The following is a 13,154-nucleotide window of genomic DNA, read 5'->3' as shown; positions in this document are numbered from 1 at the left end:
ATGAATATGGAACTCGGTTCCGTCGCCACCTTCAATCTGTACCCGGACCTGTATGCGCGCTTTCGCCCATCGTATCCGGAGGAGCTGTACGATTGGCTGCTGCAACTGTGTCCGGGACGCGGACGCGCCTGGGACTGCGCGACTGGCAGCGGCCAGACCGCGGTGAGGCTGGGGGAGAGTTTCGCGCGCGTCGACGCCACCGACATCAGCTCGTCGCAGCTGTCGGCGGCCGAGCCGCACAATCAGGTGTATTACCGCGAGTGCCCGGCCGAGGTCACGCCGTTCGACGACGACTGTTTCGACCTGATCTGCGTGTCGCAGGCGCTGCACTGGTTCCATCTGCCGTCGTTCTGGCCGGAGATGCAGAGGGTGCTGAAGCCGGGCGGCGTTTTCGCCGCATGGGGCTACCACCATTGCGTGGTGTCGCCGGAGATCGACCGCGCCTGCAGCGTGCTGTGGTCCATCGTCGAGCCGTTCTGGTCCAGCCGCTGTCAACTGCTGTGGGACGACTTCCGCGGCAGCGGCTGCCCGTTGCCGTTGCTGAAAGCGCCCAGCTTCACCATCAGCAGCGACTGGACCCTGGATCATTTCCTGGGCTTCCTCAACACCACCTCGGCCAGCAAGTTGTGCAAGCAGGCCCTGGGTGAGAGCATCCTGGACGATTCCTGTCAGCGCATCACCCGGGCCTGGGGGCCGCGGAGCCAGGTGCGGCGCGTCGATCTGCCGCTGCACTTGATGGTGGCGCGCAAGGATGGCGCGGCTGGCCTCATCGGCTGAGAGAGTTCAATGGACGTAAAAAAGCGCCCGATCGCGGGCGCTTTGTCGTTTGCGGCTGGGGGTCAGTGGCGGCGGTCGTATTCCGCCTGCAGGTCGGACAGCAGGATGTTGAGCGCGTCCGACGAGCGCACCAGCTCCAGCAGCGACACCGCCAGCGAGGCGATCATGCACAGCAGGCTGGCGCCGAAGGTGACTTCTCCGGTCGCCTGCCAGCCGGTATAGATCTGGAACATCGCCACCGTGCACAGGAACAGGCTGGCGATGCCCATGAACTGCATCCACTTGATCAGCGTGATCCGGGTGCGAAGGTTGCCGATCTGGCGCAGGATTTTCGGGTCCTGGCTGTCGCGGTATTCCTCGTACAGGTTGCGGATGATGCCTGCCAGGCCGAGAAAGCGGTTGGTATAGGCCAGCAGCAGCAGCGAGACGGCGGGGAACAGCAGGGCCGGGGTGGCCAGGTTCAGAGCGGAGTGCATCAGGAGTTCTCGTCTATCCATACGTCGGTGCCGTTGGGCGCGGCATCGAACAGTTCAATCACATCGCGGTTTTTCATGCGGACGCAGCCCAGCGAGCTGGGCCGGCCCCATGGTACATGATCGCCGGCGCCGTGGATGTAGATGGCGCGCTCGTAGCTGTCGACATTGCCGCCCTGGTTGAGGCCTGGCTCCTGGCCGCACAGCCACAGGATGCGGGTGAGGATCCAGTCCTTGTTCGGGTATTGCGCGTGCAGCTCGGGGGTGTATTTCCACGGCGTGACCTGGCGGCGGAAGATGATGGTGTTCGCTTCCGCGCCGTCGCCCAGCTTTTCGCACACGGCGTGCCAGCCGCGCGGGGTCTGGTAGCTGCCGCTGGTTTCGCCGACGCCGTTCTTCGCCGTCGATACCACGTATTCCTTCTGGACCCGTCCCCAATCGTCGAGCAGGCGCAGCGTCTGCGACTTGACGCCCACCCAGATCCAGGGCGAGCCGTAATGGCGGGCGTTGGGATAGGTGGCATGCAGCGGGCCATCGGTTTGCGCCTGCAGGATGAGCGCCGCGTCGTCGGCTGCCAAACAGGGCTGTGCCAGGCAAGCCAGCAGGATGGCGAGTCTCGCGCGCATTTCACTCCTCCCCGGCGGATCGGCGCCGCTGGCGGAAGAAGGAGGACAACTGTTCCGCGCAGGTTTCCGCCTCCACGCCGCCGAACACCGCCGCATGGTGGTTGAGCCGCGCGTCGGCGAACAGGTCGACCGTGCTGCCGGCCGCGCCGGTTTTGGCATCGGCGGCGCCGTAGATCACGCGCGCGATGCGCGCGTGCAGGATGGCGCCGCTGCACATTGGGCAGGGCTCCAGCGTCACGTACAGGTCGCAGCCGTCCAGCCGGTAGTTGCCCAGGCGCGCGGCGGCGTCGCGCAGCGCCTGCATTTCGGCATGCGCCGACGGATCGTGTCGGCCTATCGGCTGATTGTAGCCGCGGCCTATGATCTCTCCGTCTTTTACCACCAGCGCCCCCACCGGCACCTCGCCTTCTGCGGATGCTTGTTCGGCCAGCGTTCTGGCCACGCCCATGTAACGCCGGCGTTCTTCCTCGTTCGGGGGCAGGGCCACCGGGGGGTGGTCGGACAGCCGCCGCAGCAGCGCCTCCTTGTCGGCGTCACCAAGTTGCTGCCAGTGGATGCCGCGCGCCGCGGCTTCCAGCGCGAACAGCAAGCGGCGGGTCGCGGTGTGGCCGGCCGCTTTCAGCAGCAGGAAGGCGGTAACGACGCCGCGAGCGAGCAGTTGCTGACGGGTGTGGATGTCCAGCTCGGCCAGCCAGGCGATGGCGGCGGGAGGCAGCGGAGGGGAGGTGAGCGTCACGGAGTCGGGCGAAGCGAGGGTTGCGGCGATACCGTCATTATCGCGTGTTTCCCGCCGCGAACCAAACCCGGGGAATGACGCTGAGGGTGATTCTATGCCAATCATGCCGTGAAGAATTTTTTATGCGTCTGAGCCTGATATTGGCATAAAGAAATCGCGGATGTTGACGATATGATTGGAAAACACCAGAAAGTCCGCCCATGTCCGTGATCTCATCTCCGTCAGGCCCCAGCATCTGGCGGCAAAGCCTTTTCCCGTCAGCGCTGCCCAATGGAGCGAGCCAGCCTTCTTCCCCCGCGTCTTCCGCCGTCAATGGCGACGCCGATGCGCAGAGTCCATTGCAGCCCAAGCTGCCGGATCCGCGCAGCGAGCTGCAAAAATCGCTGAGCCAGGGTTTGCAGGACTATATGCAGAAGCTGAAAGTGGATCTGAACCGCCCGGCGAAGCGTCAGAGCAGCGAGGCCGACGCCATGCAGAAAGCCGTCCTCAAGCAGCGGGTGGAGGGGCTGCGCCGGATGATGATGATGTCGCACGACAAGGGCAGCTTGCGCGCGCTGGCTTCCGAGCTTGCCAGGCTGGCCAGGGAGCTGAAGGACTTGGTGACGAGCATGACTCAGAATGCGGCCGATAGCCAGATGGCGGTGAATGTCGGCGGCGATCAGGGAGCGGGAGACGCGGCGTCGCAGCAAGGCGGCGCGGGTAGCGCAGCGTCAGCCTCTGCTGATGCGGCATCGTCGCCGGAGGCTGGGAGCGGAGCCGGATCCGGGGCTGAGGCCGCGGCGGCAGCGTCGGAGGCTGGCGGCGCGACTGCGGCGGCGCAGCAAGCCGGCGCTGGGCAGGGCGCCGCGAGCGACAGCCAGGCAAGCGAGGGCGTCAAGGAGCAGAGCGGAAGCGCTCAACCGGTTGGGGATAGCCAGGCGCAGCCCGTCGATCCGCGCGCCGCGTTGCATGGCATGTTGTCCAGCGGCAAGGGCAATCCGGTGGCGGGGGATTCTGACATTCTGGAAATGCAAATGACGCTGAAAATGGTCAAGGAGTTCATCAAGCAGCAGATGCAGCAGATGAAGGACAAACGGGAAGCGCAGGATGATTTGCAGAGCGCGGAAAAGGCGCTGGGCGATGTCGACAAGATACTCAAGGGTGGGGCTGAGGCGGAGGAGGCGATGGGGGAACAGATGAACGTCAACATCAGCGATGTCGCAAGCAACATCAATGTGACCGCCTGAGCCTCGGACGCGGCGGACTTCAGCGCGCGAAGGCTCGCCGGACAAGCCGCCAGACTACCCATAGCCGGGCGCCGCCCTGAAGCCAGCGGCGCAGGCGCGGATTCGGCAACAATTTGCCCAGCGTTTCCAGCGCCGAACCGAACCAGCCTTCGCGCCACAGCGAGAAGCCTGAGCTGGCCAGCCGCATCGGCTGGAGCAGTCTTTCCTTCTCCAGCTTCAGTTTGATGCGCAGGGCTTCGCCCTTCATCACCAACAGTTGTTTCTTCAGTTCCCGGTCCTGTTGCGTCACACGCGCTCCCCGCCAGGGCCCAAGGCTGTCCAGTCTTTCCGGATTTCCTCGAGGGTGGTTGAGAATGGCGCGGGTTGTCGCCTCAGGCGCCTGCGCAGGCCCAGCAGCAGCGCAATGCCGCCGCCACACAGCAGCAGGGCGAGGCCGGCCATGACGGCGATCCGCCACTCCTGCGGCGTCAGCGCCCATAGGGCGAGCACGGCGGCGATCAGGCCGCAGCCCAGCAGAACCAGGCCCAGCATGCCCTGCAGCAGATTGCCGACGATCTCGTCCTTCAATTCCTGGGCTTCCAGCGTCAGCAGCTCGGCGCGGGTCAGGAACAGCGACCCCAAGCCGCCCGCGAACGAGCGCAGGGTGCCGGGGCGGGGGGCTTGGGCGGTATCGGACATGGGGCTCAGCGACGGGAGACCAGCATGCCCAGCAGGAAGGCAACGCCGGCAGCGATGCCGACGGACTTCCATGGGTTTTCGTGCACGTAATCGTCTGTGACTTTGACCGCTTCCTTGGCCTTGCCCACGACGATCTGCTCGGCGTCGCGCAGCTTGGTTTTGGCCGCGCCGAGTTTCTCGGCCAGACGCTTGCGCAGCTCTTTGCTGTTCGCGCTGCCGTCGTCGACGGTCGCGTTAATCAACTCTTCGGTGCTGGCCAAAACTTGGCGGACGTCATCCAGCAGCTGTTCTTTTTCCTTGGCGATGGTGGCATTGGACATGGCAACCTCCTGGCAGTGGTGAACGAAACCGACTCGAAACGCAGACATGGCACGGCGCAAAGCATAGCCTGCGCCAATTCACGCTAACAGCCTGGCGCGGCCGCGTCAAACCATGCGGTCAAACGTTTCATCCGCGTTGGTAGAGCGCCTCGTCCAGCAAAGGTTCCCTGGCCGGGTGCGCGCTGTTGGCGCAGAAAAATCCGACCAGCGCCATCAGCGCGCAATAGAGCACGCAGACCCAGGGGCTCCAGGGCATGGCGGCGATCAATAGCAGCGGAGTGACGCTGGCCCACGCCGAGTATGCGATGTTATAGGTGAAGGAGATGCCGGATACCCGCACATCGGCCGGGAACATGGCCACCATGATGGACGGCACCACGCCGACGATGCCGCAGCACAGGCCGGCGAAGGCGTAGGCGAGGCCGGGCCAGCCCCAGCCGGCGATCAGGTCGGCGTACAGCGCGGCGATGCCGACCGGCAGCAGCAGGCTGTAGAGGATCAGGCTGCGACGCTGGCCGATGCGGTCGCAGACGTGGCCGGCGATCACGCAGCCGATGTTGAGAAACACGATGCCCACGCTGCTGAGCGCGAACGCGCGGTCGGCGTGTATGCCGAAGCGTTGCTGCAGCAAAGTGGGCGTCACCACCACCAGCACCACCACCGCCGAGGTCAGCACGCAGGTCAGCGCCGCCGCCGGCAGCAGCGTGTGTTTGTGCCGGCGCAGCACGTCGACCAGCGGATACGTGGCGCGCTCGTCCTGGCGTTCGCGCATCGCCAGGAACACCGGCGTCTCGCTCAGCCAGCGCCGCAGCCAGACGCCGAGCAGGCCGAACGGCCCGCCCAGCAGGAAGGGAATGCGCCAGCCGTAGTCCAGCATCTCCTGCGGCGTGAACACGCGCGCCAGCAGCGTGGCGGTCAGCGCGCCCAAGAGATAGCCGAAGGTCAGGCCGGCCTGCAACACGCCCAGCGCGTAGCCGCGGCGGCCTCGCGGCGCGTGCTCTGCGACGAAGGACCAGGCGCTGGGCACCTCGCCGCCCACCGCCGCGCCCTGCAGGATGCGCAGCGACAGCAACAGCAGCGGCGCCAGGATGCCGATGTCGGCGTAAGTGGGCATCAGGCCGATCAGCAGACAGGGGCCGGCCATCATCAGGATGGTGAGGCTGAACACGCGCTTGCGGCCCAGGCGGTCGGCGAAGTGGGCCATGAGGATGCCGCCCAGCGGCCGAGCCAGATAACCGGTGGCGAAGATGCCGAAGGTTTGCAGCAGGCGCAGCCACTCGGGCATGTCGGGCGGGAAGAACAGCTTGCTCAGCGTGGTGGCGAAGAAGGCGAAGATGATGAAATCGTAGATTTCCAGCGCGCCGCCCAGCGCGGCCAGGCCCAGGGTCTGGTAGTCGGCGCGGGTGAGCGGGGTGGAGCGGGAGTCAGTCATGGATCAATCACGGAGTGCTGGGATGCCTGTCTGCGGCATCGCTATGGTAAAGAGCGAGCCAGGCCGTGGCCGGAGGCTCGTTCGCGCATGGCCGCCAGTTTAGCGCGGGAATCGCATCCTGCGGGAATAATCATATTCTGTTTGCATTTTCCGTCCGAATGAAATCAGGTCCGCCTTATCGGGTGGGCAGCAAGTGTTCCGCGAGAAAGTCGATGAACACCCGCTGTTTGGGCGGCAGATGGCGGCTGGCGGGCCAGACGGCGGAGAACTTTCCGGGTTCGGCCGCGCAATCCTCCAGCACCGGCCGCAGGCGGCCGTCGGCCAGCTCGCGGCGGACCGCGAAGTCCGGCAGCCAGGCGATGCCCAGGCCGTCGCTGGCGGCGGCGGCCAGCGCTTCTATGCTGTTGCAGCTGAGAAAGGCGTTCGGTTGCGGCGGCGAGCCGGCCGGGATGCGCAGCGCCCATGGCTGCAATTGGCCGTTGTAGGGAAAGCGGTAGCGCAGGCAGGCATGGGCCTGCAAATCATCGGGCCGCTGCGGTTCGCCGCGGCGGCGGAAATAGTCGGGCGAGCCGACCAACGCGAAGCGGAACGGCCCCAGCAGCCGCGCCTGCAGCCTGGAGTCGCCCAGTTCGCCGCTGCGTACCGCCACGTCGACGCCTTCCGCCACCAGATCCACCATGCGGTCGCTGAAGTCCAGTTCCAGCGAGATTTCCGGGTAATGGGCGTGGAATTCGGGCAGCAGCGGCGACAGCATACGGTGGCCGATCAGCGGCAAGCTGACTTTCAGGCGGCCGCGCGGCGCGGCGGCGCTGTGCGCCAGTTCCGCCGAGGCCTCGTCCAGTTCCGCCAGGATGCGGCGGCTGCGTTCGAACAGCAGCAGCCCTTCCTGGGTCAGGTGGATGCGGCGGGTGCTGCGGTGAAACAGCCGCGCCGCGAGTTTGTCCTCCAGCCGGCTGACGCTCTTGCTGACGGCCGAGGCCGATATTCCCAAGCGCTCGCCGGCGGCGACGAAGCTGCCCAGCTCCGCCGCGCGGACAAAGGCGAGCAGGCCGCTCAAGCTGTCCATGCCGTTCATGCCGCGTCTCCTTTGCTGACAAAATTTCATTAATTAGATGACATTGTGCCTGTTTTTCCCTGCAATTGCCCTGCCTATCATTTGCCGCATCAAAAACCGCGCTTGGCGATGGCCACGCGCTGGATGAAAGGAGAGGCGAATGCAAAGGATGCAAATGGAACGGCATGGCGAGAAATGGTCGGTGCTGGCGGCGGTCTGCCTGGCCGCGCTGGCGCTGCCGTGGAGCTTTGTCGGCGGCGCGGTGGCGACGCCGGCCATTGGGCGGGAACTGGGCGGCAGCCCGCAGGCGCTGGGTTGGGTGACCAGCGCCTTCATGCTGAGTTTCGGCAGCTGCCTGATGGCCGCCGGCGCGCTGGCCGATCAGTATGGCCGCAAACGCCTGTTCGGCGTCGGCATCGGCTTGTTCGCGGCGTCGTCGCTGGCCATCAGCCTGGCGCCGGATTTGTGGTGGCTGAATGGCTTGCGGGCCGCGCAGGGGCTGGCCGCCGCCGCCGCGATGGCCGGCGGTTCGGCCGCGTTGGCGCAGGAATATGAAGGAGAGGCGAGGACGCGCGCCTTCAGTCTGTTGGGCACGACTTTCGGCCTGGGGTTAGCCTTTGGCCCGCTGTTGTCCGGCGGCCTGATCCAATGGCTGGGCTGGCGCGCCATCTTCGCCTGCGGCGCGGCGATCGGCGTGGTTGCGTTGCTGCTGGCGCTGCCGCGCATGCGCGAATCGCGCGATCCGGACGCAGTGGGGCTGGATTGGCCGGGCGCGCTCAGTTTCACCTCGATGCTGGCCTTGTTCACGACCGCGCTGCTGCAGGGGCCGCAGCAGGGATGGCGCAGCCTGCCGGTGCTGGCGCTGCTGGCGGGATCGCTGGCCTTGCTGCTGGCCTTCATCTGGCTGGAGCGGCGGGCGGCGCGGCCGATGCTGGATTTGTCCTTGTTCCGCTACCCGGCCTTTGTCGGCGTGCAATGCCTGCCGCTGGCCACCAGCTATTGCTATGTCGCCTTGCTGGTGCTGCTGCCCTTGCGCTTCATCGGCGTCGATGGGCGGGGAGAGGCCGAGGCGGGACTGTGGATGCTGGCGCTGTCGGCGCCGATGCTGGCGATGCCGTCGCTGGCGGTATGGCTGACGCGCTGGCGTTCCGCCGGCTTCATTTCCGCGGCGGGCTTGCTGACGGCTGCGCTGGGGCTGGCCGGCCTCAGCCAGGCTCAGGCGGGCTCGCCCGCCATGGCGCTGGCGCTGCTATTGATCGGCGGCGGCAGCGGATTGCCTTGGGGGCTGATGGACGGCTTGTCGGTCAGCGTGGTGCCGAAGGAACGCGCCGGCATGGCCAGCGGCATCTTCAGCACCACCCGGGTGGCGGGCGAGGGCATGGCGCTGGCCGTAGTAGGCGCCTTGATGGCAGGCCTCACCGGCAGAGCGCTGGCCGATGCCGGCCTGAACGCGCCGGCCGCCGCAGTACAGCGGCTGGCGTCGGGCAATTTGTCCCAGGCCCATGCGCTATTGCCGATGGCGGACATCGGGCGGTTGATTCACGCCTATGACTGGGCTTTTCAGCGATTGCTGTATCTGTTGATCGCCTTGACGCTGTCGTCGGCGTTGATGGCGCTGGTTTTGCTGGGGCGCAGCAAGGGTGAGGCAGGCTTGGCCTGACGGGGGCAATGAAAAACGCCCCGCATGAGTGGGGCGTCGAGATGGTGGGCCGAAGAGGCTTGCTCCGCTTGATGGCCAGCTTTGCGTGCAACGATTTGATTTTAATTTGGATTATTTATTTGAATTCAGGCGGCGCCATGAAGATCGCATGCATGAGGTTGCGGCTTCGGCGCCGTGCATGTCTATTGAGACGCATCTCAAGTGAGGGCTGCTTGGGAGCGAGGAGCGCGACGCTCTTGCTTGCATGCGAATCCGAATTTCCTTCAAGCTCAGCTCACGATATCCGGCGCTTCCGGGCAGACTTTGTTGCGTCCCCCTTCCTTGGCCTGATACAGGGCTTCATCTGCCCGCTTCACCAGATCGTCTGCTGTTTCTCCCTTGCGCAGAACCGCAACGCCGAAGCTGCTGGTCTTGCTGCCAATCTCGGCAAAGGCATGCGCTTGCACGCTGGCGCGCAAGTGCTCGGCCAGGCGCAACGCCTGTTCCAGAGTGGTCTGAGGACAAAGTATCAGGAACTCTTCGCCACCCCAACGACCGACGGTGTCGGTCGCCCGCGCCGCGCGTCTCAAGATGCTGGTGAATTCCCGAAGCAGGATGTCTCCAACCAGATGTCCGCGGCTGTCGTTGACGGACTTGAATTTGTCGATGTCGGTCAGGATCACCGCAAGCGGGCGGCTGTCAGGATAGGCCAGCGCGATGGCGCTCTTGAAAGCCTCGTCCAGGCCTCGTCGGTTGACCGCGCCGGTCAGCTTGTCGGTTATGGCCAGCTGGGCTAACTGCCGATGAGCTTCGAGCAGCTCGGCCGTTCGCTGCGCGACCTCCTGGCTCAGGATCTCGTTGTGGCGAACCTGGAATTCGTGCGCCGCTTGGAGCCGGCCATAGGCATCGTTGAGCCTGTCGACCAGCACGCTCAGTTCATCGTGCGGCCCCCGCGGGCCCCGGCGCAGCACAAAGGGCGTGAAGCGCTTCCCCGGCTCGAAGGACTTGGCGAACTCCGCCATCTGCGTCAAATGTCGCGTGATCATCCATGAAATCAGCAAGAGGATGCTGATCGAAGTCACCAGCGACTTGCCGCTCTGTGTCGCCAGCACGATGCCAATGCGATCAAGGGTGCGGCTATAGAGGGTGTGCAGATTGGGCGCAATGAAGATCTTGCCAACGACCACCCCGTTGCGCTGCAAGACGTACTCGAAGCGCCTCTCCGCGTCAGCATCAACCTGCCCGGTTGTCAGCGTGGCCGACTGGCTGGGGCCGTAGTGGATCGTGGCGCCAGCGACCCAAGGGGAATGACCGATGCCATCGAGCTGCACCTGCATGCCGGCGAGGTTGAAGTTCCAGGCCGCATCGGCAAGGCCTGGCAACTGGCTCTGTTCGATGTAGCGCATGCCCTGCTCGAGTTCGGACACATCGTGTCGGTAATCGAAGAACAACTGTACCGAGGTCGCGATCAGCGCCGCGGTCGTGCTGATGCCGATGATCCAGACCAGCATGCGTCGCGCAAGTCCACGCGGCGCAAGGAAAATCAACAGGAAATCGCGCAATCGGGCGCTATCCCTTGCCTGGCGATTCGCATCCATGTTTACTTGGCCTGCCTGCGGAACGGCGAATAGCGGGCGTAGACTTCCTCGTAGCGTTTGGCGGCTTCCGGATCAAGCAAGCGGGCTTCCGCTTCGATCCACGGTGGACGCCTGCCAGCCTTGGCAACGATCTCATTGACCCGCTTGACGATCTTTCGTCCCCACGGCCCCTTGGTGCAAGCCGCATACCCGAGCGTGTATTGGGGGTGGCCGGCGATGGGAAGGTAAATAAAATTGATTGAGTTAGGCAGCTTCAAATGCCTGGCGAACCAATAGACCTCGTCCGGATAGGCGATGATGTAGTCCACCCACCCGCTGGCCAACTGGCTGAAAGGCGCCACGTCGTCGGCACTTGTCCGGAGGATGTTCTTTTGTCCAGCCGCCGTCGTGAAAGCCGAAAGAATGATGGGCGGGTATCCCCGCATCTCTTGGCGGACGGTGGTCAGCGACAGGTCATGCATCAGCCGGGCGATGTCCATGGCGCCGTCAGCATTGCGGTAGGCTGTCAGGCGGGCGGCCCGATCGGATCGCACGACGATGTAATACGGCAGCACGAATTCGACCGGGTTGCTGAATTCCATATAGGCTTCGCGCTCGCTCGTCTTGAGCAGGCTAGGCTGGCAAACGTGCTGGCCCTGTTTCATCAGGCCGGAGACGCGCGCCAGGCTGGCGCGTTCGATCACGCTGTTGTACTCGGGCGTGCGCTCAATGAAATATCGCAGAAACACGTCAGCGTACCCTTGGCCCTTGTCGGGGCCGTCGGTTATGGTGACGGGTGGATTGCCCGGCATTTGCCATCTGATGGTGTTGTCGTCGGCCCGAGCGTTGGCGCTCATCATCAGGTGGCCCAAGGCCATTCCTGCGCCAATGAACGTCCAGAAAGAAGCGGCTCGCATCTTCCCGGCGATGGCTTTCAACATTTCCATATCCCTTTAAATACACTAGCGATCGCGCCTATTGTCCCTGGCCAGCCGCGATATCCACCGTAAGTTCTGATGAGGAGTTCCTCAAGGCGCCAGCAAATTTGGGCAGTGCCCCAGCTGCGCTGGCGCAGCGCTGATCGTGCCGCCGCGAGCGACGCATTGGTCGGGCGGTAGCGGCGCTTTCTGTTCGACAAAGCGGACAAGCAGGTCGAAAGCGCGCTGCGCGTGCGGCTCGATCAGTTCAAGCTGTGGGAATATGTTGGCGTAGCGCTCGACGTGATTGCCGTTCTGGATCTCGTAGAGACGATAGGCTTGGGCGTGCTCGCCGCTTTCCGCGGCAACCTGCCGCGCATAGGCTCGCGCATGGTGGTCGATGGGCAGCAGCGCATCCATCGTGCCGGCGACCGTGATCAGCGGGCGCTTGATCTTGCCGTTGGTGGCGATGGCCGCCACATTGGAGCCAACTGTAGAGGCGGACAGTCGCGCCAAGTAGTTGTACCGGCCGGGCCCGGCGCCATAGGTGTTGTAGCTAGGATCCAAGCGCTTTTGCCATTGGCACTGCGTGGGCTCCCAGAATGAGTCAGCGTGCATGCCCCATAGCGAGACCGGGCCGTTTTCTGTGTCGGCGAGGAGATCGGGCGGATAGCCGGCCGCCATGATGTTCAACGCGGCGGTGCTCGTCGGCGAGCGGCCGGAGGCGAGATAGTCGGGGTAGTTGAGGATCGCTGGGGGCAAGCCAGTCAGCAGGTTCGGCCCGCGGGAATCGGCGAAAGTGCCTGCCCAATCCACGCCGCCGTCGAAGTATTCCGGCGCGGTTTCGATCGCGCGGCGCACCTGATAGCCGCCGTTCGAGGTGCCGACTGCATAGGTATAGCGCGGCTTGCGGCCATACTGCGCCTCTACGCCGCGGCGCGCCAGGTCAGAGGCCATCACCATGAAGTCGCGCCAGCGGGTGAAAGCCTGGCCAGGATCGTCATCGTAGTAATGGACATAGCTTGGCTTGTCCGGAGACCCGGTTCGGCAGGCCAGCGGATCTGCCGCCGTGCTCTCGCGCGCGCTGAGCACGCCCTTGTTTTGCGACGCATAGGCATAGCCTTTCTGCAGCACGTAATCGCTCCAGACGAAGTCGCCGTTGAATTCGCTGCGGGCGCCGGAAGCGCCGGCAACGACGAGGCGGCCGTTCCAGTTCTGGGGCAGGCGCAGCAGGAAGCGCGCCTGCCCCAGCGGATCCTTGGCGAAGCGGGCCTGAATCTGCAGGCCGGGGACTACCTTCTTGATTGGCGGCCTGCTGGCGGCATCCGCCACGAGTATGGCGCGGTCGGCCTGCGGCATGAACGCCAAATGGGGCAGGCCAGGCAGCGAGTCATCGGCCGGCGTGGTGTTGGGGTTGCGGGTTGTAAGATCGGGGCTTTCGATGCAACTGGCGTCGGCGAGTTGCGAGTCCAATTTCCGGAGCAGGCGTTCGCAGGAACGCTGCGTGCCGGCAGTGGCCGCGCCAGCGAGGATCAGCAGGGCAAGGGCGGCGGCCGTCGATTTCCACATGACTCGTTTCCTTGGTTTGATGTTTCAGTAGCCGGCTTGGCCGTAATCGCTCGGCAACCCCACAGGCACGCAATGCCATTGGTGATGCAGAATAACTGAATCGTTTGTCCTTTCCTAGATACCTCAAGAG

General features: G+C 64.7%; 14 protein-coding genes. 3 read left to right on the top strand and 11 right to left on the bottom strand.

The window, feature by feature from the left end; all coding sequences use genetic code 11:
* Positions 1-6 precede the first annotated feature (6 nt).
* Positions 7-777: a class I SAM-dependent methyltransferase gene (locus VL52_RS11580; RefSeq protein WP_046157176.1), complete on the top strand. Its 771-nt coding sequence runs from the start codon at positions 7-9 to the stop codon at positions 775-777.
* Between the two features lie 62 nt (positions 778-839).
* Here VL52_RS11580 and VL52_RS11575 read toward each other — a convergent pair whose 3' ends face one another.
* Genes VL52_RS11575 through tadA form a run of 3 tightly spaced genes read right to left on the bottom strand, consistent with a single transcriptional unit; the run spans position 840 to position 2,612 of the window.
* Positions 840-1,253: a DUF2721 domain-containing protein gene (locus VL52_RS11575; RefSeq protein WP_046157175.1), complete on the bottom strand. Its 414-nt coding sequence runs from the start codon at positions 1,251-1,253 to the stop codon at positions 840-842.
* A complete protein-coding gene (locus VL52_RS11570) occupies positions 1,253-1,876 on the bottom strand; it encodes a L,D-transpeptidase (protein ID WP_046157174.1) in 624 nt (207 codons plus the stop codon). The genes VL52_RS11575 and VL52_RS11570 overlap by 1 nt, the downstream gene beginning before the upstream one ends.
* A gap of 1 nt (position 1,877) precedes the next feature.
* Positions 1,878-2,612, bottom strand: coding sequence for a tRNA adenosine(34) deaminase TadA (tadA, locus tag VL52_RS11565; protein WP_046157173.1), 735 nt, complete (start codon positions 2,610-2,612; stop codon positions 1,878-1,880).
* Between the two features lie 200 nt (positions 2,613-2,812).
* Between tadA and VL52_RS11560 the strand changes: the two genes are divergently transcribed.
* Positions 2,813-3,838: a hypothetical protein gene (locus VL52_RS11560; RefSeq protein ID WP_144410222.1), complete on the top strand. Its 1,026-nt coding sequence runs from the start codon at positions 2,813-2,815 to the stop codon at positions 3,836-3,838.
* Positions 3,839-3,857: 19 nt separating this feature from the next.
* Here VL52_RS11560 and VL52_RS11555 read toward each other — a convergent pair whose 3' ends face one another.
* From VL52_RS11555 to VL52_RS11535, 5 genes are all read right to left on the bottom strand, one after another.
* Positions 3,858-4,127: a hypothetical protein gene (locus tag VL52_RS11555; RefSeq protein WP_046157171.1), complete on the bottom strand. Its 270-nt coding sequence runs from the start codon at positions 4,125-4,127 to the stop codon at positions 3,858-3,860.
* Positions 4,124-4,516 (bottom strand): phage holin family protein, encoded by a 393-nt coding sequence (locus tag VL52_RS11550; RefSeq protein ID WP_046157170.1) that lies wholly within the window; start codon positions 4,514-4,516, stop codon positions 4,124-4,126. The genes VL52_RS11555 and VL52_RS11550 overlap by 4 nt, the downstream gene beginning before the upstream one ends.
* Positions 4,517-4,521: 5 nt before the next feature.
* The gene (locus VL52_RS11545; RefSeq protein WP_046157169.1) at positions 4,522-4,836 is read right to left on the bottom strand and encodes an ElaB/YgaM/YqjD family protein; all 315 of its coding nucleotides are present in this window, start codon (positions 4,834-4,836) and stop codon (positions 4,522-4,524) included.
* 127 nt (positions 4,837-4,963) lie between these two features.
* Positions 4,964-6,268 carry an MFS transporter gene (locus VL52_RS11540; RefSeq protein ID WP_046157168.1) on the bottom strand — a complete coding sequence of 435 codons (1,305 nt, stop codon included), beginning with the start codon at positions 6,266-6,268 and terminating at the stop codon, positions 4,964-4,966.
* A gap of 175 nt (positions 6,269-6,443) precedes the next feature.
* On the bottom strand, positions 6,444-7,343 hold the full coding sequence (locus tag VL52_RS11535) for a LysR family transcriptional regulator (protein ID WP_235429281.1): 900 nt from the start codon (positions 7,341-7,343) through the stop codon (positions 6,444-6,446).
* 139 nt (positions 7,344-7,482) lie between these two features.
* Between VL52_RS11535 and VL52_RS11530 the strand changes: the two genes are divergently transcribed.
* The gene (locus tag VL52_RS11530) at positions 7,483-8,982 is read left to right on the top strand and encodes an MFS transporter (protein ID WP_046157167.1); all 1,500 of its coding nucleotides are present in this window, start codon (positions 7,483-7,485) and stop codon (positions 8,980-8,982) included.
* A 269-nt stretch (positions 8,983-9,251) separates the two neighbouring features.
* Here the strand turns inward: VL52_RS11530 and VL52_RS23285 are convergent, their stop codons facing one another.
* The 3 genes from VL52_RS23285 to VL52_RS11515 all read right to left on the bottom strand — a co-directional run bounded on the left by VL52_RS23285 (position 9,252) and on the right by VL52_RS11515 (position 13,024).
* Entirely contained in the window at positions 9,252-10,559 is a 1,308-nt protein-coding gene (locus VL52_RS23285) for a sensor domain-containing diguanylate cyclase (protein ID WP_082113721.1), read from the bottom strand.
* A 2-nt stretch (positions 10,560-10,561) separates the two neighbouring features.
* The gene (locus tag VL52_RS11520) at positions 10,562-11,479 is read right to left on the bottom strand and encodes a TIGR02285 family protein (protein WP_046157166.1); all 918 of its coding nucleotides are present in this window, start codon (positions 11,477-11,479) and stop codon (positions 10,562-10,564) included.
* Positions 11,480-11,566: 87 nt separating this feature from the next.
* Entirely contained in the window at positions 11,567-13,024 is a 1,458-nt protein-coding gene (locus VL52_RS11515) for a 3-hydroxybutyrate oligomer hydrolase family protein (protein WP_046157165.1), read from the bottom strand.
* Positions 13,025-13,154 lie beyond the last annotated feature (130 nt).

It is taken from the genome of Chromobacterium vaccinii, assembly GCF_000971335.1.
GTDB classification, from domain to species: domain Bacteria; phylum Pseudomonadota; class Gammaproteobacteria; order Burkholderiales; family Chromobacteriaceae; genus Chromobacterium; species Chromobacterium vaccinii.
Note: the sequence above shows the minus strand (reverse complement) of the source record. Positions and strands in the feature narration are given on the sequence as shown.

Bases quoted from the DNA above. Each gene is read 5' to 3' on its own strand.
- VL52_RS11580 (WP_046157176.1), top strand. From the start codon at position 7: ATGGAACTCGGTTCCGTCGCCACCTTCAATCTGTACCCGGACCTGTAT.
- VL52_RS11575 (WP_046157175.1), bottom strand. From the start codon at position 1,253: ATGCACTCCGCTCTGAACCTGGCCACCCCGGCCCTGCTGTTCCCCGCC.
- VL52_RS11570 (WP_046157174.1), bottom strand. From the start codon at position 1,876: ATGCGCGCGAGACTCGCCATCCTGCTGGCTTGCCTGGCACAGCCCTGT.
- VL52_RS11560 (WP_144410222.1), top strand. From the start codon at position 2,813: ATGTCCGTGATCTCATCTCCGTCAGGCCCCAGCATCTGGCGGCAAAGC.
- VL52_RS11550 (WP_046157170.1), bottom strand. From the start codon at position 4,516: ATGTCCGATACCGCCCAAGCCCCCCGCCCCGGCACCCTGCGCTCGTTC.
- VL52_RS11545 (WP_046157169.1), bottom strand. From the start codon at position 4,836: ATGTCCAATGCCACCATCGCCAAGGAAAAAGAACAGCTGCTGGATGAC.
- VL52_RS11540 (WP_046157168.1), bottom strand. From the start codon at position 6,268: ATGACTGACTCCCGCTCCACCCCGCTCACCCGCGCCGACTACCAGACC.
- VL52_RS11535 (WP_235429281.1), bottom strand. From the start codon at position 7,343: ATGAACGGCATGGACAGCTTGAGCGGCCTGCTCGCCTTTGTCCGCGCG.
- VL52_RS11530 (WP_046157167.1), top strand. From the start codon at position 7,483: ATGCAAAGGATGCAAATGGAACGGCATGGCGAGAAATGGTCGGTGCTG.
- VL52_RS23285 (WP_082113721.1), bottom strand. From the start codon at position 10,559: ATGGATGCGAATCGCCAGGCAAGGGATAGCGCCCGATTGCGCGATTTC.
- VL52_RS11520 (WP_046157166.1), bottom strand. From the start codon at position 11,479: ATGTTGAAAGCCATCGCCGGGAAGATGCGAGCCGCTTCTTTCTGGACG.
- VL52_RS11515 (WP_046157165.1), bottom strand. From the start codon at position 13,024: ATGTGGAAATCGACGGCCGCCGCCCTTGCCCTGCTGATCCTCGCTGGC.